This window comes from Pigmentibacter sp. JX0631 (assembly GCF_029873255.1).
Lineage (GTDB): Bacteria > Bdellovibrionota_B > Oligoflexia > Silvanigrellales > Silvanigrellaceae > Silvanigrella.
The window spans coordinates 911,584-935,531 of the sequence record NZ_CP123622.1; the positions used below are offsets into that span (position 1 = coordinate 911,584).

Annotated in this window: 26 protein-coding genes; 21 read left to right on the forward strand and 5 right to left on the reverse strand. The window is 33.8% G+C overall.

Translation table 11 applies throughout. The features are described from left to right. Positions 1 to 16 precede the first annotated feature (16 nt). The 17 genes from rplF to QEJ31_RS03995 all read left to right on the forward strand — a co-directional run bounded on the left by rplF (position 17) and on the right by QEJ31_RS03995 (position 10,625). Positions 17 to 556 carry a 50S ribosomal protein L6 gene (gene rplF, locus QEJ31_RS03915; RefSeq protein ID WP_280592480.1) on the forward strand — a complete coding sequence of 180 codons (540 nt, stop codon included), beginning with the start codon at positions 17 to 19 and terminating at the stop codon, positions 554 to 556. 60 nt (positions 557 to 616) lie between these two features. Next, positions 617 to 979 carry a 50S ribosomal protein L18 gene (rplR, locus tag QEJ31_RS03920; RefSeq protein ID WP_280592481.1) on the forward strand — a complete coding sequence of 121 codons (363 nt, stop codon included), beginning with the start codon at positions 617 to 619 and terminating at the stop codon, positions 977 to 979. A 36-nt stretch (positions 980 to 1,015) separates the two neighbouring features. Beyond that, positions 1,016 to 1,492, forward strand: a complete 477-nt coding sequence (gene rpsE / locus QEJ31_RS03925) for a 30S ribosomal protein S5 (protein WP_158998572.1) — start codon at positions 1,016 to 1,018, stop codon at positions 1,490 to 1,492. 14 nt (positions 1,493 to 1,506) lie between these two features. Next, entirely contained in the window at positions 1,507 to 1,704 is a 198-nt protein-coding gene (gene rpmD, locus QEJ31_RS03930; protein ID WP_158998119.1) for a 50S ribosomal protein L30, read from the forward strand. 11 nt (positions 1,705 to 1,715) lie between these two features. Continuing rightward, entirely contained in the window at positions 1,716 to 2,135 is a 420-nt protein-coding gene (gene rplO, locus QEJ31_RS03935) for a 50S ribosomal protein L15 (protein ID WP_158998118.1), read from the forward strand. Between the two features lie 7 nt (positions 2,136 to 2,142). After that, the gene (gene secY / locus QEJ31_RS03940; RefSeq protein WP_280592482.1) at positions 2,143 to 3,465 is read left to right on the forward strand and encodes a preprotein translocase subunit SecY; all 1,323 of its coding nucleotides are present in this window, start codon (positions 2,143 to 2,145) and stop codon (positions 3,463 to 3,465) included. A gap of 13 nt (positions 3,466 to 3,478) precedes the next feature. After that, positions 3,479 to 4,141, forward strand: a complete 663-nt coding sequence (locus tag QEJ31_RS03945; protein WP_280592483.1) for a nucleoside monophosphate kinase — start codon at positions 3,479 to 3,481, stop codon at positions 4,139 to 4,141. 143 nt (positions 4,142 to 4,284) lie between these two features. Beyond that, entirely contained in the window at positions 4,285 to 4,527 is a 243-nt protein-coding gene (infA, locus tag QEJ31_RS03950) for a translation initiation factor IF-1 (protein ID WP_235899664.1), read from the forward strand. Between the two features lie 34 nt (positions 4,528 to 4,561). Beyond that, on the forward strand, positions 4,562 to 4,675 hold the full coding sequence (gene rpmJ, locus QEJ31_RS03955; RefSeq protein WP_130610638.1) for a 50S ribosomal protein L36: 114 nt from the start codon (positions 4,562 to 4,564) through the stop codon (positions 4,673 to 4,675). 19 nt (positions 4,676 to 4,694) lie between these two features. Next, positions 4,695 to 5,063 carry a 30S ribosomal protein S13 gene (rpsM, locus tag QEJ31_RS03960; protein ID WP_158998114.1) on the forward strand — a complete coding sequence of 123 codons (369 nt, stop codon included), beginning with the start codon at positions 4,695 to 4,697 and terminating at the stop codon, positions 5,061 to 5,063. 26 nt (positions 5,064 to 5,089) lie between these two features. After that, positions 5,090 to 5,476, forward strand: a complete 387-nt coding sequence (gene rpsK, locus QEJ31_RS03965) for a 30S ribosomal protein S11 (protein WP_148698264.1) — start codon at positions 5,090 to 5,092, stop codon at positions 5,474 to 5,476. Positions 5,477 to 5,909: 433 nt separating this feature from the next. Then, the gene (locus QEJ31_RS03970) at positions 5,910 to 6,899 is read left to right on the forward strand and encodes a DNA-directed RNA polymerase subunit alpha (RefSeq protein ID WP_158998112.1); all 990 of its coding nucleotides are present in this window, start codon (positions 5,910 to 5,912) and stop codon (positions 6,897 to 6,899) included. Between the two features lie 21 nt (positions 6,900 to 6,920). Beyond that, complete coding sequence (gene rplQ, locus QEJ31_RS03975) at positions 6,921 to 7,319, forward strand: 50S ribosomal protein L17 (RefSeq protein WP_280592484.1); 399 nt, start codon at positions 6,921 to 6,923, stop codon at positions 7,317 to 7,319. Between the two features lie 80 nt (positions 7,320 to 7,399). Then, complete coding sequence (locus QEJ31_RS03980; protein ID WP_280592485.1) at positions 7,400 to 7,753, forward strand: zinc ribbon domain-containing protein YjdM; 354 nt, start codon at positions 7,400 to 7,402, stop codon at positions 7,751 to 7,753. Positions 7,754 to 8,045: 292 nt separating this feature from the next. Further along, positions 8,046 to 9,503, forward strand: coding sequence for a PAS domain S-box protein (locus tag QEJ31_RS03985; protein ID WP_280592486.1), 1,458 nt, complete (start codon positions 8,046 to 8,048; stop codon positions 9,501 to 9,503). 200 nt (positions 9,504 to 9,703) lie between these two features. Then, positions 9,704 to 10,135, forward strand: a complete 432-nt coding sequence (locus tag QEJ31_RS03990) for a MarR family transcriptional regulator (protein ID WP_280592487.1) — start codon at positions 9,704 to 9,706, stop codon at positions 10,133 to 10,135. 67 nt (positions 10,136 to 10,202) lie between these two features. Next, positions 10,203 to 10,625 (forward strand): organic hydroperoxide resistance protein, encoded by a 423-nt coding sequence (locus QEJ31_RS03995; protein ID WP_280592488.1) that lies wholly within the window; start codon positions 10,203 to 10,205, stop codon positions 10,623 to 10,625. A 30-nt stretch (positions 10,626 to 10,655) separates the two neighbouring features. Here QEJ31_RS03995 and QEJ31_RS04000 read toward each other — a convergent pair whose 3' ends face one another. Beyond that, on the reverse strand, positions 10,656 to 12,665 hold the full coding sequence (locus QEJ31_RS04000) for a sulfatase-like hydrolase/transferase (RefSeq protein ID WP_280592489.1): 2,010 nt from the start codon (positions 12,663 to 12,665) through the stop codon (positions 10,656 to 10,658). A gap of 369 nt (positions 12,666 to 13,034) precedes the next feature. On the opposite strand from QEJ31_RS04000, the gene QEJ31_RS04005 reads away from it, so the two are divergent. Continuing rightward, on the forward strand, positions 13,035 to 13,544 hold the full coding sequence (locus QEJ31_RS04005) for a DUF2165 domain-containing protein (RefSeq protein ID WP_280592490.1): 510 nt from the start codon (positions 13,035 to 13,037) through the stop codon (positions 13,542 to 13,544). 103 nt (positions 13,545 to 13,647) lie between these two features. Next, positions 13,648 to 15,834 carry a penicillin acylase family protein gene (locus QEJ31_RS04010; RefSeq protein WP_280592491.1) on the forward strand — a complete coding sequence of 729 codons (2,187 nt, stop codon included), beginning with the start codon at positions 13,648 to 13,650 and terminating at the stop codon, positions 15,832 to 15,834. A gap of 176 nt (positions 15,835 to 16,010) precedes the next feature. Here QEJ31_RS04010 and rho read toward each other — a convergent pair whose 3' ends face one another. Beyond that, positions 16,011 to 17,258, reverse strand: coding sequence for a transcription termination factor Rho (gene rho / locus QEJ31_RS04015; protein WP_158998571.1), 1,248 nt, complete (start codon positions 17,256 to 17,258; stop codon positions 16,011 to 16,013). 702 nt (positions 17,259 to 17,960) lie between these two features. Next, on the reverse strand, positions 17,961 to 19,199 hold the full coding sequence (gene rocD, locus QEJ31_RS04020) for an ornithine--oxo-acid transaminase (RefSeq protein ID WP_280592492.1): 1,239 nt from the start codon (positions 19,197 to 19,199) through the stop codon (positions 17,961 to 17,963). Positions 19,200 to 19,299: 100 nt separating this feature from the next. On the opposite strand from rocD, the gene QEJ31_RS04025 reads away from it, so the two are divergent. After that, the gene (locus QEJ31_RS04025; protein ID WP_280592493.1) at positions 19,300 to 19,710 is read left to right on the forward strand and encodes a dihydroneopterin aldolase; all 411 of its coding nucleotides are present in this window, start codon (positions 19,300 to 19,302) and stop codon (positions 19,708 to 19,710) included. Between the two features lie 73 nt (positions 19,711 to 19,783). Further along, positions 19,784 to 20,860 carry an aromatic ring-hydroxylating dioxygenase subunit alpha gene (locus QEJ31_RS04030; protein ID WP_280592495.1) on the forward strand — a complete coding sequence of 359 codons (1,077 nt, stop codon included), beginning with the start codon at positions 19,784 to 19,786 and terminating at the stop codon, positions 20,858 to 20,860. A 10-nt stretch (positions 20,861 to 20,870) separates the two neighbouring features. Here the strand turns inward: QEJ31_RS04030 and QEJ31_RS04035 are convergent, their stop codons facing one another. Together QEJ31_RS04035 and QEJ31_RS04040 are read right to left on the reverse strand one after the other, a co-directional pair. Continuing rightward, positions 20,871 to 22,382 (reverse strand): ABC transporter substrate-binding protein, encoded by a 1,512-nt coding sequence (locus QEJ31_RS04035; protein ID WP_280592496.1) that lies wholly within the window; start codon positions 22,380 to 22,382, stop codon positions 20,871 to 20,873. Positions 22,383 to 22,400: 18 nt separating this feature from the next. Continuing rightward, entirely contained in the window at positions 22,401 to 23,933 is a 1,533-nt protein-coding gene (locus tag QEJ31_RS04040; protein WP_280592497.1) for an ABC transporter substrate-binding protein, read from the reverse strand. Positions 23,934 to 23,948: the final 15 nt, after the last annotated feature.

The window sequence follows — 23,948 nt, forward strand, 5'->3', positions numbered from 1 at the left end:
ACTTTAGGAGGCTTCTATGTCAAGAGTTGGTAAGCAGCCAATTAAAATTCCTTCGGGAGTAACCGTCAAGCTAAACGGAAATATTCTCGAAGTGAATGGCTCTAAGGGCGTGTTAAAACGTGATACTTTTGGACGCGTTTCAATTGCTCAACAAAATAATGAAGTTGTGGTATCTGCTAATAAAGGCGAACACAGCTCAGCATACTGGGGACTTTACAGAACCCTACTTTCCAACATGATTCAAGGTGTTTCTGCTGGTTTCAGCAAATCTCTTGAAATTCAAGGTACTGGTTACCGCGCTAGCATGGCTGGCAAAGTACTCAACCTAACTGTTGGTTATTCACATCCTGTAAATATTGATCCACCTGTGGGAATCACTTTTGAAGTTGATAAAGCAGGCAAAGTCAACATTACTGGAGTTGATAAAGAATTAGTCGGTCAAGTGGCTGCAAAAGTTCGTTCCGTGCGTCCAGCTGAACCTTACCAAGGTAAAGGTATTCGCTACGCAGGCGAAGTTATTGCAACTAAAGTTGGTAAATCAGCAGGTAAAAAATAAATTTTATCTGCTCATTAAAAGTCGAGTTTTCTGTATGTTAGCAGGAAGCCAGGAGATATTATGTATCGTATAATTAATCGTAGAAAGATCAGGCAATTGCGTAAAATGCGCTTTTGGCGCCGCCGTTCTTCTGATTTAACAAAACCACGCCTTTGTATTTTCAAAAGCAGCCGTCATATTCAAGCTCAACTTATTGATGACAATAAAGGTACTGTTATTGCTAGCGCGAGTTCCGTTGAAACTGAAATTAAATCAACAGGTCTTCGTGGCAAACCAATGGCTGTAAAAGTTGGTGGGCTTATTGCTGAAAGAGCAAAAAAGGCTGGGGTAAGTTCTGTTGTATTTGACAGAAACGGTTTCACATACCATGGGCGTATTCAGGTTCTTGCTGATTCCGCTCGTGAAGCTGGTCTTCAGTTCTAAGAACTTAACTTTATTAAGGAAAAGCAGAAAATGCAAATGAATAAAGAAGAACAGAAAAAAGATCGTTTTGAAGATCGTGTAGTCAGCGTTTCCCGTGTTTCTAAAACTGTAAAAGGTGGTAGACGCATGAGCTTCTCCGCACTTGTTGTTGTCGGAGATCGTCAAGGTACTGTTGGATACGGACTTGGCAAAGCTGCTGAAGTTCCTGAAGCAGTTAGAAAAGCTGTTGCACAAGCAAAAAAATCACTCATCACTGTTCCGATGGAAAAACAAACTATTCCATTTGTGGTGAATGCTAAATTTGGCGCAAGCCAGTTACTTCTAAGCCCAGCTTCAGAAGGTAGTGGTATTGTTGCTGGTAGCTCCGTGCGTGCAGTTGCAGAACTTGCAGGCATTCCAAACATCATGGCAAAAATTCAAGGTAGTAGAAATCCTCATAACGTTGTGAAAGCAGCATTTAAAGGATTAAAACAACTCTCCACTACTGAAGAATATTTAAAAGCGCGTAAATAAAGGGGAAATATAAAATGCAATCAATTCATACCCCAAAAATTAAAGTGACATTACTACGTAGCTTTGCTGGTCGTAGTGAATCACAGCGTAGAACCCTAGTTTCACTTGGTCTTTCTAAAATAGGTTCTTCACGGGTATTACCCAATGTGAACCCAATTCTTGGCCAGGTCAATAAGGTAATTCAATTTATCAAAGTTGAACCAGCTGAGTAAGGAGTATTAAAGTGAAAATTGAAGAACTTCGCCCTAATCCGGGTGCAAGAAAAGATAGACGTCGTCTTGGTAGAGGTCCTGGAAGTGGACTCGGTAAAACTGGTGGTCGTGGTGGAAAAGGCCAAACTGCTCGTTCTGGTTCTAGCATTCGCCCTGGTTTTGAAGGTGGACAAACTCCGCTTTATCGCCGTATCCCTAAACGTGGATTTAAAAATGCATGTGCTATTCCAGTAGAAGCTTTAAACCTTAAAGATTCAACACCTTATATTGAAAATGGAATTTTAGATGGCTCTAGCTTCGTAGCTAAAGGCTTTGCTAAATTGCTATCAATGGGTGAAGTACCTGCAGAGCTTAAAACAGTGAAAAACTTTGTTATGTCTTCTGGGGCGCGTGAAAAGTTGCTCGCAAAAGGCGTAACCATCGAGGAGTAATCAGAGAATGCCTCAGGGAAGTGGCTGGACAGAAAATGTCCTTGTAAAGCGTTTGTTGTTTACATTGTTAGCACTTCTCGTTTTCCGCATTGGAGTGCATATCCCTATTCCTGGAATTGATGCAAAAGAGCTTGCTCTTTTTGCAAGTCAGCAGGGAGCTGGGCTTTTAAAGATATTTAATATGTTTTCAGGCGGAGCGTTAAGTCACTTCTCCATTTTTAGTCTTGCTGTTATGCCTTACATATCTGCAAGTATTATCATTCAGCTGATGACTGTCGTTGTTCCTGCTTTGGAGCAAATGCAAAAAGAAGGTGGCGTTGGAAGACAAAAAATCACCCGCATTACAAGGAGTCTTTCTGTTCTTCTTGCTCTTGTGCAAGCTTATCTGCTTTCAGCAGGACTTGAGGCTTCCAGAGGACCTGATGGTGGAATGATTGTTTTGGATCCAGGGCTATCATTTAGAATTATGGCTTGTATTTTAATGGCTGCCGGCAGTTGCTTCGTGATGTGGCTAGGTGAACAAATCACCGACAAAGGTATTGGAAACGGAATTAGTTTGCTTATCTTTGCTGGAATTGTTGCTTATTTACCTTCCTCTGCAAATACAATTGTAGAAATGGTTAAACAAAACAGCGGTGCTTTATTGGGAGCTATTGGAATTGTAGCTTTTGCTTTATTCCTTGTTTTTGCAGTTACGTTTTTTGAACAAAGTTATAGAAAAATTCCAATTCATTATGCAAAAAGACTCGTTGGAAAAAGAGTTATGTCAGCTCAGGCTACACACTTACCTTTAAAGGTAAATATGGCCGGAATCATGGCTGCTATTTTTGCTTCGACTATTCTTGCAGTTCCTGCAACATTTCTCAGTTTTGGAAATGCGGCTGGTAATGTATGGTTAGCAGATTTTTTACCAGGTCACTGGCTCTATAACGCTGTATTCGTTGTTCTTGGGATGTTCTTTTCCTTTTTCTATGCATCTATTGTCTTTAAATCAGATGATGTCGCAGAAAATTTGAAAAAACAAAATGCCTATATTCCTGGAATACGTCCAGGCAGTGAAACAGCGGAAGCGTTAGACACAGTTGTAACTCGTCTTACCTTTGCTGGTGCGATTTACATGAATCTCATTGTTGTAGTGCCTTCTTTAGTAGGCGGTACTTTTTCTCAGCAAATGACGTTTGGTGGAACATCACTTTTAATTGTAGTTGGCGTTGCTTTAGAAGCTATTAGGCAAGTTAGAGCACAATTAGCTACACAAAAATATGATCATCTTATATTTCCATCCCAAACACATCCAAGAGAAACGACTAGCAATGATACAAGGCTATGAAGCAGGGTTATAAATGAAGGTAATCATTTTTTTAGGCCCTCCGGGCGTTGGCAAAGGAACTCAATGTTCCTTACTCAGTTCGCGTCTTGGAGTTAAGCATATCTCGACTGGCGCAATTATTCGTCAGGAAATTGCTTCTGAATCATCTCTTGGCATCAAAGTTAAGGGCATAGTTGAGTCAGGACATTTGGTTGATGACAAATCAATTTTTGAATGTCTTGAAAGTGCTCTTCATCAGATGAACCTGAAACAAAATGATGTCATTTTGCTTGATGGTATTCCAAGAAATCTTTCACAGGCAAAAGAATTTGATGTTCTTATTGGTAAGTTTTCTAGCAAAGTCGATCTAGTTCTTTCTCTATCAGCAGATCTAGATCAATTAATAGAAAGATTTGAAAAGAGATGGACTTGTTCCTCTTGTGGAAAGATTGAGTCGCTTTCTCCGCAAACAGATATTTCTAAATTTGTCTGTACCAGTTGTGAAAAAGTTGGCACAATGTTTCGCCGCAAAGATGATGAACCAGAAACTGTTAAAAAACGTTTTACAGTTTATCAACAAGAAACGCAGCCTTTAATTTCTTTTTATGCTGATAGGAATAATTTATGCGTTGTTGATGGGTTACAACACCCCGAGATCGTTTATGCTGAAATTGTATCAATTTTATTAAGAAAGTAAAGATTGAACTTGATTTAAGCAGCGGATTGGGATACCCAATAACACTCTTTGTTCTCATTGGAGTATGAACGTAAATGGCTGAATATGATAATAAACCTAAAAAGGCGAAGTTTGACGAAGAAGACAATGCCAAAAGGGTTGAGTTGGATGATGATGACAAACCTAGAAAGGTTGAATTGGAAGGTATCGTTGCTGAAAAGTTACCTAACAATTTGTTTATAGTAGAACTCGACAATAGTCTCAAGGTTTTAGCTCATGTATCAGGTCGCATGAAAATGAATTGTATCAATATTTTACCTAGCGATAGAGTAAAAGTTGAACTAAATCCAAATGATAAGACGAAAGATGGTCGGTTTAGAGCTAAAATTGTTTTTAGATCTAAATAAAAGTTTTGTGAGTTTTTACTAGGAGTTTTTACTAATGAAGGTTAGAGCTAGTGTAAAGCCAATTTGCGACAAATGTAAAGTGATTCGTAGAGTTGGTGTAGTTAGAGTTATTTGTGAAAATAAAAAACACAAGCAGCGTCAAGGTTAATTAATTTCGGAGGTTAGTTGTGGCAAGAATTGCGGGCGTTGACATTCCGCGTAACAAGCGTATCGAAATTTCGCTTACGTATATACATGGTCTTGGTCGTAAATCCTCTCAAAAGATTCTGGATCAATTGTCTATTAATAGAGACACTCGCACCCAAGATCTCAGCGACGATCAGATTAACGCCATAAGAAAACTTATTGATACAAACCACACAGTAGAAGGTGATTTGCGTCGTCTTGTTCAGTCCAACATTAAGCGTTTAATGGACTTAGGTTGTTATCGTGGTCTTCGTCACCGTAAGGGATTACCTGCTCGTGGGCAAAGAACAAAAACAAATGCGCGTACACGTAAGGGTCCTAAGAAGACAGTTGCGAACAAGAAGAAGTAACTTCTAAGGTGTGAGGTATTTTGATAATGAATAAGGTAGTATCAAAGAAAAAGCGTGTAAAACGCAATGTTCCAACCGGTATAGCAACCATTTCAGCAAGTTTCAATAATACTATTGTTACTTTCGCTGATGCAAATGGTGATGTTATCACTTGGTCTAGTGCTGGTAGCAAGGGCTTCAAAGGCTCTCGTCGTAGCACTCCGTTTGCAGCACAGGTTGCTGCAGAAGACGCTGCTCGTAAAGCTATTGATTGTGGTATGAAAAGTTGTTCAGTAATAGTAACTGGTCCTGGTTCTGGAAGAGAATCAGCTGTACGTGCTATTTCTGCAACTGGAATCAAAGTTACGCTTATCAAAGACGCAACTCCAGTTCCACACAATGGATGCAGACCACCAAAACGTCGTAGAGTATAATAGGCTTTTTAAGTCTATGAATTTGACTCAAGAGTTGTTTAAAAAACGCTTAGAGATTATTTTTGATCTCTAAGTCTTTAAATTCTTGATTCAATATTTTTGGCAGATTAGGGTGTCTCATTCTTACTGAACTTTTAAAAAGGTTCTAGTTTATTTTGACAGTACTTTTAAGCTAATGGATAAGGCAGTCAAACTTTTAACACAAGAGATAAATTGGTGTTATTAGTTTAATGCTTTATCGTTTTCTCTTGGTAAATGTTAAAAATAGTGTTACAAGGCAGCTTGTAACACTCATTCGTGTTTGTTTAATGTAACTTATTTAATAATTCCTAAGTCTTACGTTAAATACATGAATGTTGAGCCTTTATAAAAATAAAAGCTCATAAGGTACTTTGGGGCAAAATAAGAAACGGAAAAGTTGACGGAGTCAATAATGCAGAGCAACTGGAAGGCGCTGTTAAAGCCGCAGTTTATTGAAAAAGAAGAAATTTCTTCTGCTTTTGGGAGATTTATAGCTAAGCCTCTTGAGCGTGGTTTTGGTACTACGTTAGGTAACGCATTGCGTCGTGTTTTGCTTTCTTCTCTTCAAGGTGCTGCTGTTGTAGGTTTGCGCATTGAAGGAGTAGAGCATGAGTTTTCGACAGTTCCTGACGTTTCAGAAGATGTTACAGAGATTGTTTTAAACTTAAAAGCTTTAGACGTTTGGCTCGATACAGAGGGTGAAAAAACCGCTGTTATCGACGTTGTGGGTCCTAAAGTTGTCAGAGGTTCCGATATCATCTCAGACGGCTCTCTGCGTGTATTAAATCCAGATCACATTATATGCACTGTAGGTGCAGGCGGAAGATTTAAAGCAGAAATCACTGTTCGAACTGGTAAAGGTTATCTGACAAGTGACGCTGTAAAAGAAGGCCTACCACTCAGTGTTATACCAATTGACGCTGTCTTTTCACCTGTGAAAAGAGTTAGCTTCAGTGTATCTGATACTCGTATTGGTCAGCGCTCTGATTATAACAAACTTATCTTAGAAATCAGTACGAATGGTGCTGTTACTTCTGAAGACGCTTTGGCTTATGCAGCTAAAATCCTTAAAGATCAGCTTTCTATCTTCATCAATTTCCAAGAGGCTGACGATGAAGTTCAAGTAGTTGATTCTATTCAAGTGGATGCGCGTTTGAATGAGAATCTTTATAAGTCGGTTGACGAACTTGAACTTTCTGTGAGAGCTGCTAATTGTCTTGAAAATGCAGGCATTCGTTATATAGGCGAGCTTGTTATTAGGACAGAAGCTGAAATGCTTAAAACTAAAAATTTTGGTCGTAAGACATTGAACGAAATTAAAGACCTCCTTGCTGAAATGGGACTCCATCTTGGCATGAAGATAGAGGGATTTGACCCTACTAAACTAAGGGATAGAATTTAGTCTGATTAAGGATGGAAGAAAATGAGACATCGTTTAGCACATAGAAAATTAAACAGAGATTCAGCTGCACGTAAGGCACTTCTTCGTGGATTGGCAACTCAATTAATTGAGCACGGCACAGTTGTTACAACTCTTGAAAGAGCAAAAGAACTAAGAAAAGTTGTAGAACCTCTAGTTGCTTTAGCACGTATTGACAGCGTAAATACTCGTAGAGCAGCTGCTTCTACGCTTTATAGTAAAAAAAGCGTTGGAGACCTTTTTTCTCGTGTAGCTCCTGCTAATGCACAAAGAAATGGTGGATATACTCGTATTCTAAGACTTGGTTTCCGCCCTGGAGATCATGCACGTAGAGCGATTATTGAATTTGTTGAACCAAATGCAGTAAAAGCAGCTGAAACAGCAGCTCCCGCAGCAAACTAATTCACTTCTACAATAAACTTTGTAATCAAAAACGGTAGGGAACTATATTTCTCTACCGTTTTTTATATTTAGGAAAAAAAATGACCAATTTGCCACAATGCCCTCAATGTAATTCTAATTACACATATGAAGATGGAGCTATATTAATCTGTCCAGAATGTGGAAATGAATGGCCAAAACTTTCAACCTTGAGCGAAAATACAGAAGATACAAATATAATCCGTGATGCACATGGAAATATTCTTCAAGATGGTGATTTTGTCTCCGTTATAAAAGATTTAAAAGTAAAAGGTTCATCTTCTTCAGTTAAAGTTGGGACAAAAGTTAAAATTATAAGACTTGTTCATGAAGGAGACCATAATATTGATTGTAAAATTGATGGATTTGGTTCAATGCAGTTAAAATCTGAATTTGTGAAAAAAATTACAAATTAAAATTATTTTCTTTTATTGACATCTATCTCTCACCGCTTTTATTTGATGATTATAAAAAACAGTAATCCCTCATCTCATTTATTTCATCATTCCAATAATTAATAAAGTAATAAATACATTTATTTTATAGGAAAATAGTTATTAAATCCTCTTTCAAAAACAGTTTTTAAATTTTTTACGCAATTAATATTTCAGATTTTTTTATTAAAAGTATTAAGTTTTATACTATCTATCCGATTCACAACTGTCTTAACTTCTGAGAAAGATATGATACTTAAATTCTGAGAAAGATATGATACTTAAAAAGAGTTTAGTACTTAAATTTTTGTTTAAAACTCCTAGTCAAACTAACTCTATTTTAATTGCAATTTCTATTGTTGCTCTTGCATTTATCATCCAATGGTATTTTTATAATACATTTCGAACTACTATTTTTATTGCTTTTTATCCTGCAGTATTTTTTGCATCTTTGATAACAGGAGATTATTTAGCAGGACTGATTGCTACAATATTATCTATAGTTTTGGCTATATTTGGATTTGCTCCTGAACTTGTTTTCCCAAAACCAAATGATATTCAGCATACAAGTTGGGCTTCTATTATTTTTTTCTTTGTAATGGGTAATATATTTAGCTATGTGCAATCTGATTGTAGAAAAATTGCTGCTAAAGCTCTACAACAAGAACGAGAAATAAGAACTATTCTTGATGAATCTGCCATAGTAACTGTCACAGACTGTGACGGAAAAATTACGTTTGTAAATGACAAATATTGTGAACTTACAGGTTATAGTAAAGAAGAATTAATTGGCAATACTCATAAAATTGTAAGTTCATCATTCCATACTTCATCTTTCTATACTGAATTATGGAAAACAATTAGTGAAGGAAAAGTTTGGCGGGGTGAAATTTGCAATAAGAAAAAAAATGGTGATATTTACTATGAATATAATACGATAACACCAATTCAAGATGCAAAAGGGAATATTATTAAATTTATTGCTATGCGTCTTGATATAACTGAGAAAAAAATTCGTGAAAAAGAATTAATCGAAAAATCAAAACTGACAGCTCTTTTAGACATGGCCAATGGAATGGCGCATGAAATAAAAAACCCTCTACAAATCATCATTGGCATAATTTCCTCAATACTATCTAGAAGTAATGAATTAAATCTTTCTATTCACAGAAAAAGCTGTGAGGATATTATGAAATCAAGTCGAAGAATATCAGAAATAATAAGTACGCTAGAAGAATTTTCTAATGAATCTGATATAAAAATCTTCAAAGATGTTGAATTAAAAGAAATAATACATTCCACATTAAACTTATGTTATGAAAATTTTAAAGCCAGTGAAATTAATCTTAATGTTATGTCAATTCCTCAAGTTTCATTAAGATGTCAGTATAATAGAATTATTCAAGCTTTATGGCAATTATTAAGCAATTCTAGAGACGCAATTTTACCGTTACGAGAAAGATGGATTAACATTGATTTTTCATTAGGAGAAAATGATTTTAAGATTATTATTTCTGATTCAGGAAAAAATATTCCAAAAGAAATTTCAGATAAAATGAAAACTCCTTTTTTCACAACTAAATCAGAAAAAAAACATTTAGGGTTAGGTCTTTCTGTAGCAGATAGTATTTTAAGGAATCATGGAGGAAAGATTGAAATTGATACTTACTCTGACACAACTAAAATAATATTAGTTTTTCCTATTATTCTTATAACTTTTCAATTTGAATAATTTACAAATAAATAAAAATTTTTTCTTTTATTTAAGTATTTTCAATCCTTAATTTTTATCAATATTTTCATTTTGTTATGTTATCACTCTTTCATCTAATTTATTCAGTATGTTTGCAGTTTGAGAAGATAAGAAAAATAATATTTATATCGCTTGCAATATAATCTATAACGATGTATTATGAATCCAGGAGGTTTCTTGTGACCCTAGAATTAGACAAACAGCTTTGTTTTTTGGTGTATTCCACTTCTCTTGCTTTTAATAAAGTCTATTACAAGCTACTGAAAGAGTTAGGAATTACATATCCCCAATATCTGGTCATGCTCTTGTTGTGGGAAAAGCAACCGCAAACTGTTTCCATGCTCTGTTCTAGTTTATTTTTAGAAACAAGCACAGTTACACCTCTTTTAAAACGGTTAGAAGCTCTTAATTTAATTGAAAGGAGACGAGAAAAAACAGATGAAAGGCAAGTCAACATTTCATTAACTGAAGCTGGAAAAAAGCTTGAAAGCAAAGCAAAATTGATACCTCAATTGCTAGAAAACTCAAGCAATCTATCAAGCAGTGAAATGCAGCAAGTCATGAAAGGCTTGATAAAACTGAGAACAGCTTTGAATGTAAGTAATTTTTAAGATTCAATTTTTTTAATTTTTATATCGTTCAAGATATAATATAACACGATTTAAAGGAGACATTTTTATGTTAGATAAAGTACTATATAGTGCAAGCGCTAAAGCAACTGGCGGAAGAGACGGAAAAGCCGAAACTCTAGACGGTAAAGTAAAGTTAAATCTTTCAGTTCCAAAAGAACTTGGTGGTGATGGCGGAGCAGGATCAAATCCAGAACAATTGTTTGCAATGGGATACAGCGCTTGCTTTTTAGGTGCAATGCGGCATGTGGCTGGAGCTGAAAAAGTTCAGCTCCCAGCAGACACCAGCATTGAAGGAAATGTGGGAATAGGTCCAATTCCTAATGGATTTGGAATTGAAGTTGAATTAAAAATTCATGTCCCAAATATGGATAAAAGCAAAGTAAAAGAAATTGTTGATAAAGCGCATATCGTTTGTCCCTATTCAAATGCTACGCGCAATAATATCCAAGTTAAATTAACAGTAATTTAATTCCTGTTAATTTAACTTTATCAAATGAATTTATAAATTTTTTTGTTCTAAATTATTTAATAAGTTCAATAAACTTCCAGCAACTTCTTGTACCGTTTCTTTACTGATCCAGTCAGGTAAATTCTCTTTTTCTGTTGGAGGCGAAATTTTAAACTCCAATAAATTAACAGATTCTGCTGGATCATGATTTAAATGGTACATTTCCCATTCATCTTTTTCTACACCAGATGGATCAAAATATCTTACCAATTTGTATTCCTCAGTTCTAACGCAACGGACATGGTTCGGTTGTTTTACCGCTCCAGGTTCTAATTCACTTACGAATTTTCCGGGAAATGTCCCTTTCCGCACTGCTTCTACAGCCGCTTTATAAACGTTATAATCTTCCAATTTTAAGCTTTCATAGGCTTGCCATGAACTTGATAATGGAGCCGTAATTTCATCATCAGTGATAAAAAGAATTCCTCGTCTTTTAGATCCATCTTTCTCTTTTACAATGCCATCATGTTGATGATTTAAAATAATTGAAGAAAGATCAATTCCTGGTAGTGGTGGATTTGGACGATTTTTTAAAGCAGTCTGTGCAATTTCTTCTCTTTTTGCTTCTGAAATACCTGCCAATCCTAAAATAGTAGGTAAAATATCTATGTGGCTTGTTAATGAATGCACTTCTCGCATACCATTTTCACGCAAAGATGATGCTTGTATTGAAGGAGGAAGCTTTATTACTGCGGGAACATGAATTACTTCATCATAAGCAGAATGCCATTTTTCCATCATCATATGATGCGCTGCCCCATATTCACCATGATCAGTAACAAAAATAACAATTGTATTATCTGCCTGACCTGTTTCTTCCAATGTCTGTAAAACTTTATTGATTTGCACATCCATTAAGCTATGCAAGTAAGCATAAAACTGAATAAATTTTGCTGAAACTTCTTCTTTATTTTCTGTCAAAGCAAATGGAATTGAACTTCTTAAAGCAACATTAACGGCATAATTAAGAATATTTTCTTGAGAAATTGTCCCAGCGGCAGCAACACTTTTTGCTTCATTTAATCCCATTTTTGCACTTAAAGCTAAACCCATTTTGTAAGCATAATCTTTCTGACAAGATGGTTTATCATCTAAGGATTCTAAAAGAGTAGGTACTAAATTTGAATTTGCCTGCGGAAATCCAAATTCATTAAGCTCTACTTGCATACTTCCAGCTAAAGGAACTAACGAACGTTGTCCTTGTTTTGGTACATCCAATGGCCCTAATGGCGACTGGGAACTATTTACATTTGGATTTGTACTTGGAAGAGCTCGTGCGGTTACTGCAGGATAAGTTGCAATATCATGCGGATTAACAAACGAAACAACCGCAAACCATGGAGCGGTTTTTGCAGGATTTGGCACTTCTCCTAAAGGATCATTCTCCTCTTGCATAGAAACAGAAATACCATATGGCGCGCCTAATGCTTCTCTTTGCAGAAAATTGCATGCGCTACTCGCAAAAATGGGGTCACGGTAAATTCCTAAATTATTCATTAAAGAACCATGTGGCTCTGGATACGAAAGTTCCCAATTACTGAAACCAAATTCTTTTAAAGAGGTAACAGAGGGATGAGAAATATGCCACTTACCAAAATAATGTGTTCTGTAACCTGCTGACTGCATCCAGTTACCTAAAGTAGGGATACCGTTTTTTGTTAACCACGGAAATTGAAATGCATCACCACTTTTAAAAATTCCATCAGTTTGAGTTAAACCTGTTCTCGTTCCATATTGTCCAGTAAACAGTGCAGAGCGGCTCGGGACACAAGCACTAGATGCAATCATGTGATTTTTTAAAACAACAGCATTTTTTCTTAAATTTAATAATCCTGGGAAAAATTGGAGATATGGATTATCCGACGTTATTTCATCTTGAAATCCTAGAATTGCTTTTAAATGATTATCAAACCCTTCTTGTTGGTTTGTTAATTTTCCTGGGTATCTATATTGATCAGCAATAATTAAAAGAATATTCTTTTGTTTTTCAATAGAACTCATATTTTTTCTCCATTTAAAAATGAATTCAGTTAATAACTAGGTTGCAAATTCGTTCAGGAAAAATCAAAGAAAATTAACACTTAAGTAATAATTATTCAAGATAATTGAATTTATATTATCTATTAATTTATTTTTCATTTTTAAGAAAAAATACTTTTTAATTTTATTCTTTGTATAATTTGAATAATTTATTTATTAAAAATTAAGAAAATAATATAAATCATAAAATAAATTGATGTATTTATTTTTTTAAAGTATTTTAAAATTTTGTTGCTTATATTAATTAGTTTCTCCCTTGGAAGAAAAACTAATTAATATAAATTTTACTTCAAAAAGTTTTAAAATCTTTTTCAATAAAAGGATAAATTTATGTTTCAAATGCAAAAATTAGAACGTGTTTGCAAAATAGTATTTGTGTCTATGTTTTCATTCTATATGAGCATTGTAGCATTAAACAATATTCTAGACTTCAACTCAAATTATGAATTTGTCAAACATGTATTGCTTATGGATACCACTTTTAAAAACAACCAACTTTTAGGCAGATCGATTTCATCACCTGAAATTCATTTAATTTTCTATGTTTCGTTAATCACCTATGAAATACTTACTGCTATTTTAGGTTGGATAGGAACTTATTTTATGCTTAAAAACTTTAATAAAAGTATTAAACTATTTCACAATTCAAAAAAATTCGCACTAATAGGATTAATGTTAAATCTTATTATGTGCTTCTTTGCTTTTAACACCATCGGCGGTGAATGGTTTTTAATGTGGCAATCTCCACAATGGAACGGAGTAACAGTAGCACGATCTATGTTCGTTGTTATTTTTATTATTTTTATATATATCTTCAAAAAAGAAGAAGAAATAAGCTAATTTTTTAATCCATCTATAAATATTTTTCATACCTTCTAGTGTTACCTAATTTTTAAAAATTGTAATAGAATGGTTGGTATTCTTTTCATGAGAAGGTGTGGAAATGAAAAAATTTAAATTGGGTTTCGTCATTTTAGTTACCACAGTATTAGTTTCTGTAGGTATTTCTTATAGCTGCAAAGAAAATAAAACTTATAATGCTGAAATATTATGGGATACATTTGGTGTTCCTCATATTTTTGCAAAAAATAATTCATCTGCTTTTTATGCTTTTGGTTATGCACAAATGCATAGTCATGGCAACCAACTGCTTAAACTTTTTGCCCAGCAGCGAGGGAAACTTACAGAATATTTTGGAGAAAATTACGAACAAAAAGATGTACTAACTCATCAGCTAGGAATCCCTGTTCTGGCTGAAAATTGGTATGCCGATCAAACACCTGAATTTAAAACCCTTTTAACAGCATTTGTAACTGGCTTAAATGATTATGCACAAAAAAACAGCTCCGAATTATTCCCAGAAGCCAAAGATATTTTACCGATTAAAGAAAAAGATATTCTAGGATTAAGTATTCAAACAATGAGTCATTTTTTACTTGCTAACACAAGTCAGTGCAGTAAAATTTTATTTGGCCAAACTGCACAAAAGCAAAAGAAACAAGGTTCAAATGCTTGGCTTATTTCTCCACAATTTACTTCAACTAAAAATACCATGCTCCTTGCTAATCCACATTTATCTTGGTTTTATGACAATAGTTTAGATTCTTCAGCTGCTGAACAGGTTTTTTATGAAGCACATATAAAAACTCCGGACATTGATAATTATGGTGTAACTTTAATGGGCTTTCCCATTTTAGCAATTGCATTTAACAAAAATCTTGCATGGACTCATACAGTTAATACAATTAAAGGCTGCGATGTTTTTCAATTAAAAAAAGATGCTTCGGACGAAAATTATGTAGTAGATAATGAAATTAAAAAGTTTGACACTAAAACTGTAACTTTAAAAATCAAATCAACTAATGGACAATTTATACAAAAAAATATTTCAATTAAAAATTCAATATATGGTCCTACTTTTCAAATAAATGACCAGTTTTATGCTGTTCAATATGCAGCTTTTCAACTATTTCCCAGAAAATATTTTTTAACCCAATGGTGGGAAATGAATTTAGCAAAAAATTTAACCGAATTTTCAAGTTCTCTAAAGCAAATGGAATTGCCCATGTTCAATGTTTTTTATGCCGATAAAAATGAAAATATTTTATTTTTTGATGCAGGTATTGTTCCTAAAAAAGAAGCATATAGCACCGATTCCGACACTATTTTTCCTGGAGATACTACTAAAACAATTTGGCAAAACTTTTATTCTTATACTGAGCGTCCAAAATTGTTAAATCCTGAAAATGGATGGATTCAAAATGCAAATAGTGATCCCTGGTTTACTGCTTTTACAGAAAACAAAAATGTTATTCAAAAAAGTAACTATGCAATTGGAATTACTGTTGGAGAGCAAACAATGTCTTTGCGCGATCAAAGATCAGCAAAACTGCTTTCGCAGAAAAAAATTGCCAGTTTAAGTGACCTTATTGATCGGAAATACAATCCAGAAGTAGAATTAGCTTCGCGTGTTCTTTCTGATTTAATTGAATTAGCTGCAAAATCAAAAGATAGTGATGTCATAAAAGCAGGAGAAATATTAACGCAATGGGATAAAACTACAAATGAAAATAGTATTGGAGCAAATTTATTTCTTAAATGGTTCGACATATATTCAAGTCGCAATGAATCTTTATTAAATGCGAAAATTTTTAAAAATATCTGGGATCCAAAATTGCCATTAACTACACCGAACGGCATAGCTTCACCTATTGAAGCCATCGCCGCATTAAAGGAAGCGACAAAACAAATTATAAATACAACTGGAAAAATAGATGTCCCATGGGGAAATTTAAATAGAATGTTAATTAAAAACACAAATTATAATTTTCCAGCCAATGGCGGCCCTGGTGATCCTTATGGAATTTTCCGTGTTTTAACTCCTTGTCCTGATACTAAATCTTCACATAACGTTACCTGTCATGGAGATAGTTACATAGCAGCTGTTGAGTTTTCGGAACCAATGAAGGCAAAGGTTTTGTTAACTTATGGAAATTCTTCGCAACCAAATTCAAAGCACCGAGGAGATCAATTACCACTTACCAGCAAGAAACAATTACGAGATGCTCTACTAACAAGAGAAGAAATTGAAATGTCTATGGAAGGCTACGATATTTTAGATCATAAATAAAAAATGTTATTATTAATATTATTTAACTCATAAATATGAATATTATTATTTTATTTAGAGCATAAAAAAAGAGAATGCTGAGTTTCAACATTCTCTTTTGTTTTTTCAACCTATAAATTAGTTCTTTATGTAAGTTATTTTTAAAATCCAAACATAAATTACTCTGGTTACTTTAATTAACCATTCATACTATTTAGGAACTCATCATTAGTTTCACAGCGTTCGAGTCTTTGTAGTAAAAACTCCATCGATTCAATAGGCGACATTGGGTGCAATACTTTGCGAAGAACCCAAAGGCGATTAAGCGTTTCTCTGCCAAGAAGCAAGTCTTCACGGCGAGTTGCACTTTTATTGATGTCAATTGCAGGGAATACACGGCGTTCAGCAAGACGGCGATCAAGCACAAGCTCCATGTTACCAGTACCTTTAAATTCTTCAAAGATAACTTCGTCCATACGGCTGCCTGTATCAATTAAAGCAGTTGCAATAATAGTAAGGCTTCCACCTTCTTCCACATTTCGCGCTGCACCAAAAAAGCGTTTTGGTTTGTGTAACGCATTGGCATCCACACCACCTGTTAGAATTTTACCGCTTGGTGGTACAACACTATTGTAAGCACGAGCGAGACGCGTAATGGAATCGAGTAAGATAACAACATCTTTTTTATGCTCAACAAGACGTTTTGCTTTTTCAATTACCATTTCTGCAACTTGCACATGGCGTTGAGCTGGTTCATCAAACGTTGAACTGACAACTTCTCCACGCACAGAACGTTCCATATCTGTTACTTCTTCCGGACGCTCATCTATAAGTAACACTATTAAAACAGCTTCAGGATGATTTTGCGCAATAGAATTTGCAATATTTTGGAGTAAAATAGTTTTCCCTGTTTTTGGAGGAGCAACAATGAGTGCACGTTGTCCTTTTCCAATTGGGGCAAATAAATCAATTAAGCGAGTGCTATAAATTTGTGGATCATTTTCAAGTTTAAAGCGAAAATCTGGGTGAATTGTTGTTAAGTTATCAAACAATATTTTTTCGCCAGTAAAATCTGGAGTTTCTCCATTAACTGATTCTACTTTTAATAAAGCAAAGTAACGCTCATTATCTTTTGGTGGACGAATTTGGCCAGAAACAGTATCACCTGTTCTGAGATTAAAACGTCTAATTTGCGACGGAGAAACATAAATATCATCAGGCCCAGGCAGGTAATTATAGTCAGGGGCTCTTAAAAAACCAAAACCATCAGGTAAAGTTTCAAGAACACCTTCAGAATAAACAACCCCATTGCGCACAGCTTGAGCTTCTAAGAGAGCAAAAACAAGATCTTGTTTTCGTAAGTTTGCAGCTCCATCAATACCCATATCTTTTGCCATATGCACAAGATCGCTAATATGTTTTTCTTTCAGTTCTTTTAAATTCATTACAGGAACTTCTGAATTAAATTCAGGTTCTTTTTCATCAGCACCACCAGTTTGCACAGGGCGTGGATTTTCAGGACGTCTACCCATGGAATTTGAACCTTGACGGTTAGGCATACCCATAGAAGGATTTGAATAAGGACGTCCAGAGTTTTGATGACCGCCTTGTTGTGATTGCGGCATTCCACTCGCAGTTCCAGAATTCATAGAGGCTTGCGGAGAACCCATTCTATTTGGCGGCGGTGCGCTCATTCCAAAAGGAGAAGATGGTCTTAAATTGGAATTACTGTTTGACATTGAGCTGTTGGAAGAATTTGAGGACATATTTGAAGGTTCTTTATTTCTTGTAAATACTCTTCTAGAAGGGGTGTAAGTCGAAATACCCTCATTATCACCTTCATTTTGCGTTGAAGATGAATTTTCATTAAATAGCGTACTTTCTTCTGGGGTACGGCGAATATATCTTCTAGTTGAAGTGGAATTATTATTCCGTTTACGAGAGGAAGGAGACTCATTATCGAAGTCATCATTGTTTTTATCATCTACCATGCTGAATGATTCCAAAGAAAAAAGTTGAAGGAATAAATAAAAGAAGGGATTTTTGGCCGGTTGTGCCATATAAAAATCGGAAGCTTGTGAAAGCAACCCCTTTTATAACAGGGGTTGAATTTCTTGTCAACAAATCGCAGCAAAAGAAAATTCTTTCTATTGCCATTCGCTTTGAGTTTTAGAAAAAACTTCTTTAATAACACTTATCGCAAAGTTTAAACTGTCCTCTTTCATTACTAACGGAGGGGCAAAACGAATAGTGACATCGTGGGTTTCCTTTGCAAGCAAACCTCTGGCCTGCAACAGTTCACTAAAAAATCGTCCATGACCTGCATTTGGGTGTATTTCAATTGCATTTAATAAGCCTTTTCCACGCACATCTTTTACTACATGCTTAGGCAAATCAGCTAAACTTTCACGAAATTTCTTTCCTAGTTCAAAAGCCCGTTCTGATAACTTTTCTTCTTGAATTATTTTTAAAGCTGTCCTTGATAAGGCACAAGCCAAAGAATTTCCACCAAATGTCGAACCGTGATCCCCTGGTTTTAATAAGTCCATAACAGAATTATAACCAACTACTGCAGATATTGGATAATAAGAGCCGCCTAAAGCTTTCCCTAAAATAAGTAAATCTGGTTGGCAATTTTCATATAAATGAGCGAAAAGTTTTCCTGTTCTACCTAATCCGGTTTGTATTTCATCAGCTATACAAAGAATATTATGCTTTTTACAGATGGCGCTTATTTTTTCTAAATATCCTACCGGTGGCACAATAATGCCTGCCTCTCCCTGAATAGGTTCAAATAAAAAACCCACCGTATTAGGAGTTATCGCTTTTTCTAGCGCCTCAGCATCTCCATAAGGAATGGAACGAAACCCACCGCAGTAAGGACCAAAATCATCTTTATATTGAGGTTCGCTAGAAAAACTCACTATCGTAGTAGTTCGTCCATGAAAATTATGATCACAAACAATAATTTCAGCCTTGTGTCTCGGCACACCTTTGACCAAATAGCCCCATTTTCTTGCTATTTTAATAGCTGTTTCCACGGCTTCAGCACCTGTATTCATAGGTAATGCTTTGTCCATTTTGCAAAGAGATGTTAACTGTTCTAGCCATGGTCCCATTTGATCATTATGAAAAGCCCGTGAACTTAAAGTTAATTTTTGGCCTTGCGCATGCAGTGTTTCTTGCATTTTTGGATGACAATGTCCTTGGTTTACAGCACTATAAGCACTGAGCATATCTAAATATTTTTTTCCATCAATGTCCCAAACCCATTCCGCTTCTCCTTTTGTAATAACAACTTGTAAGGGATGATAATTATGCGCTCCATATTTATCAGCCAAATCAATGTTTTTTTTTGCATCTGAAGTGAGATATTGGTTTGTCATTTGCACACCTTTAAATTAAGAAGGTTCTTAGAAGAATAAAAAATACTCTTTGATAGGTATAACTTTATTTTTACAGCTAGCCAACCATTAGGATTTAAAAATGACTTCAGGAACTCTGCCAACACAACAAAATAATTTTTGTTGGATTCATCTAAATAATATAAAAACGTTTCTTTATTTAGGTGCAAATGAATTTGAAGAAAAAATTGGCCAAAATATTACAATAAATCTTTCCTTAAAAATAAAGTATGAACATACTCAAGATAAACTAGAAAATACTGTTGACTACGGTTTAGTTTGTGAGTTTATTATTCAACAAATTGAAAAGTTAAACAAAGTTAAATTATTAGAATATTTATGTGAACAACTGTTAAATGGCATTGAAAATAACTTTCCTAATATTTTAGCTGCAAAAATTTCTATTGAAAAGGGTTATGTTCCTTTAAAAAATTTTACAGGTCATGTTATTATTGAAGCTGAAAAACAGTTTTCTATACAGAAATATTTGTAATCAAAAAAATTATTTGATAAATTATACAATAATTAAATAGTATTTTAAGTTCAAATATTTTAAAGAGGACAATATGGATCTCGTTGGCGAAAGAAAACTAAGAGATTTTTGGTATCCTGTTGCTCCAAGTGATAAGATTTCAGCTACTCCGTTACCTTTTACTTTACTAAATCAAAAAATAGTTCTTTGGCGAAATTCTGAAAATAATATTTGTGCAATTCAAGATAAATGTAGTCACAGAGGGGCTGAATTATCAAAAGGAACAGTTTGTAATGGCAATATTGTTTGTCCATACCATTCTTGGGAATTTAATTTAGAAGGGCAGTGTGTAAATGTTCCTCAATCAAAACTAGCTCACATACCTAAATCATTTAAGGTTCCAAGCTATCATTGCGCAGAAAAATATGGCCATGTTTGGGTATGCCTTGGAAATCCAATAATTGATATACCAGATATTCCTGAGACTAATCAAACAGAATATAGAACCTTTCCCTGTTTTTGGGAAACATGGAATACATCTAGTATGCGGGTAGTTGAAAACGAACTAGATATGGCCCACTTTGCTTCTGTCCACAAAGGAACCTTTGGAAATCCTGCCGTTCCTTTACCGCTAAGTTATGATTTAAAACAATTAAATGATTTTTCTTTACAACTTATTTCTGAACTTGCCGTCAAAGCACCTCCCCAACAAATGAAAAACACAAGAGCTTCAGAAGAATTAACAACAAGATTAATGAAAATAACATGGTATATGCCATTTATTATTCGGTTACATATATCATATCCTAGTGGTTTAGAGCACATAATAATGAACTGTCCAACACCTATAAATAATGAGCAAATTAAAGTTGTTCAATTTTGCTTCCGGAATGATACTGAAAGTGAAGCTTCGATTGAAGATATTTTAAAATTTGAGCGTCTTATCTTAAATGAAGACCGATTTATTTTAGAAACGACCCCACCTTTTGTAAATTTAGACCCCCAATTTGAAAATCATATTCCTACAGATAGAGCTGGTTTATTAATGCGCAAATTATTTCTTAAATATTTAAATAGTTCTCAAATAGAATTAAATGATAGTGATAATTTGGAATATTTACTCAAACCAGAGTCAACAAGTAATCAATCCGAAAAACATTCTACCTCATAAGAATAGGGAACTATTTTAAAATAATGTTTTCTAAATTAATAATTGTTACTTCATCGCCAGCATTTGTAAGCTGTTCTATGACTTTAGAATTATAATAAATAATATTTTTTCTTTGTAATAATGGCACCCAATAGGCCATTTCATGTACATATTTATTTAATTCATTAATTTTTCTGTATTTTTCTTCAAAATTTCCTTCAACTAAAACACTTGAATATAATTCTTCTAATTTTGGATCAAACAAAGGTTTAACAAATTCATCTTCCCCATTTTTTGTCAAACGGGAAAACTTAAATAAGACATCATAAGGATCAATTTGAATAGAAGAAACATCAAAAGGAGTGTTTTCAGCTAAATGCTTTGGCAAAAATTGACTTGTTACAGGGATATAATCCATTTGAAAACCATAAACTCCTAATTGCTTTTTTATTTCTTCCATGAAATCTTTTTTATAACTACGGACAGAATTTCCAGCAGAATAAACTGTAACATTCCACTTCTTTTTTAGTAACTCCTTAGGTACTTTAGCCAGATATTTTTCTGCTAAATTTGGTGAGTAATTTGAATCTAAATTACTTAATCCCCATTTTGAATTGGGAAGAACTTCGTTAATACTAGAAAAGCCATCAGCATATTTTACAAATTTTTCACTGTCTAATGCAGCTTGCACAAATTTTCTAAAATTAAGATTATTCCCAAGTTCATTAACATTAGTAAAGATAAGCCCAAACTGAGAAATGGGCTGACGAGAGGAATAAACCGAGTATTTTTTTATATCTACATCTGGTGATTTTACCAAATAAATATCATAATTGTTATTTTTAGCATATTTGGTATATAAAAAAACTTCATCAACAGCGTTTTTTAAATTACTATTTACTTTTTTTAATTTAACTTTTCCATCATTAAAAGCTTCTTCTACTGCATAATTCCCAGCGCCAATTGGAACGGTTTTCCAATTTTTATATGCAGAATCCAGCTCTTCTATGGGAACTAAAGAAAAAGAAGGATCAGAAATCATGTATAGAAAATTTGGATCTAGGGCTTTAAGTTTTATTTTTAAACTTGTTGAAGAAATAATTTTTACCCCTTTCACAAGTCCTGATTTAAATTGAGTGATATTATTTTTTTTAATATCTTCCACTCCAAGAATACTATCTAAAGCTCCAATTCCATGCGATTTTTCAGGAGAAAAGTAATGCTTTAATAAGGAAAATTCAAGATCCTCAATTGTAACTTTTCTTTTATTATGAAAATATAAATCACTTTTTAACACTAAAATGTATTCATCAGATTTATAATCATAATAAGCTTCTTTTAATAATTTTGGATATACAATATTACTTTCAACTTGGATTAATCTACCTACAACAGCTGATTCCAATAATGTTTTTGCGCTACTAGGAGCGTCGGCTGAATATGGATTTCCTTCACTGGTATTTAACAGAACACTCAAAGTTTTTTTTGCATAAACATTTTGCATAAAAAAAATATAAAATAAAAAAATTATCCAAACTCGCATTCTATCCTCAAAAATGAACTAATTTTTAACTAAGACAACTTCATCAACTTTTAAAAACAATAAGTCAGTTACATTTTCGCTTGATTTTTCTACAGTTTTAGGATTATAATGAATCCCTTTGCCGCTTTCTAATAATGGCATCCAATATACCTTTTCATGAATATAGTCATTTAATTTATTTACCATTAAAAATTTTTCTTCTCTTGTATTTGCTTTTACCGCATTTTCATAAAGACTTTCAAGAACAGGGTCGTATAATGGTCTAGGATAGATATCCGGAGAACTTTGTAAGAGTCTTGCAAATCTATATAAATATTCATGCGGTTCAACTCTATAAAAACCAAAATCAAACGCTGCTTTTTCTGCGAGTTCTTTTGGAACATACTGCTGATCAAATGTCACAAATTTAATTTTAAAGCCATAGCTTGCTAACACTTTTTTTATTTCTACCAATATTTTTGCTTTTTCAGGAGGAATTTCACCATTACCTGAATAAACTGTCCCAATCCATTCTTTCTTACGCAAATTTTTTGGAATTTTATTAAAATAATATTTTACTAAATTAGGATTATGATCGAGTTTAAAATGTTTTGTTCCCCAGATATTATTTCCTGTTTCTTTAGTATCTGCATTTAAGTTTACAGATTTATAAACTGTAGAATGCTTTTCTAAATCACTACTATTTATTGCCGCTTGAATAAATTTACGAAAGTTAATATTATTTCCTAATTCATTTGCATTCATAAATGTTAGACCTATTTGCAGAACAGGATCTTTAGTATAAAAAGATTTAAAATTAGGGTGTACATTTGCAATACTGATATCATATTCTATTTCTTTAGTTAGAACAGTATAAATATTAACTTCATCGATTGAATTTATTAATGAAGAGTCAAACTTTTTTAATTGCATACTGCCATTCTTAAATCCAGGATCAACAACTTTATATGGGCCCGCTCCAACAGGATATTTTTTCCAATCAATTAAATTATTAGCTAACTCTTCCATTGGCACTAAAGATAAATTCCAATCAGTTAATTTATATAGAAAATCGGGATCTGGAGTGCTAAATTTTATTTTTAATTTATTAGGAAATTCTTGCTTAATTCCTTCAATAGCACCTCTTTGGTAATTTTTTAACTTTAAATCTGAAATTCTATTGATTCCTACTATATTGCCTAAATAGCCATCATTTGCTTCATTTTCATTTACAGCAACATAATAATAGCGAAGTAATGAAAATTCTAAATCATCTAGTGTGGCTTTCCTGTTGTTATGAAAGTAAGTATTTTCCTTCATTTCTAAAATATATTCATTATTTTTATAATCAAAATAACCCGCTTGCAATATTTTAGGCTGAATTTCACCATTTTTTAATTCTAGTAATGATCCTAAAACTTGAGTATAAACAGTTTCTTTCGCTTCATTGGGCGCATGAAATTCATAGGGTAAATAATTACAATTGTAAATCATAATATTGATAGAATTTTTTGCAAAAATAGCACTTGAAAAAATAATGCTTATAATTAGCATAAATACTTTAATTAACATACAAGTTCCTCCTGT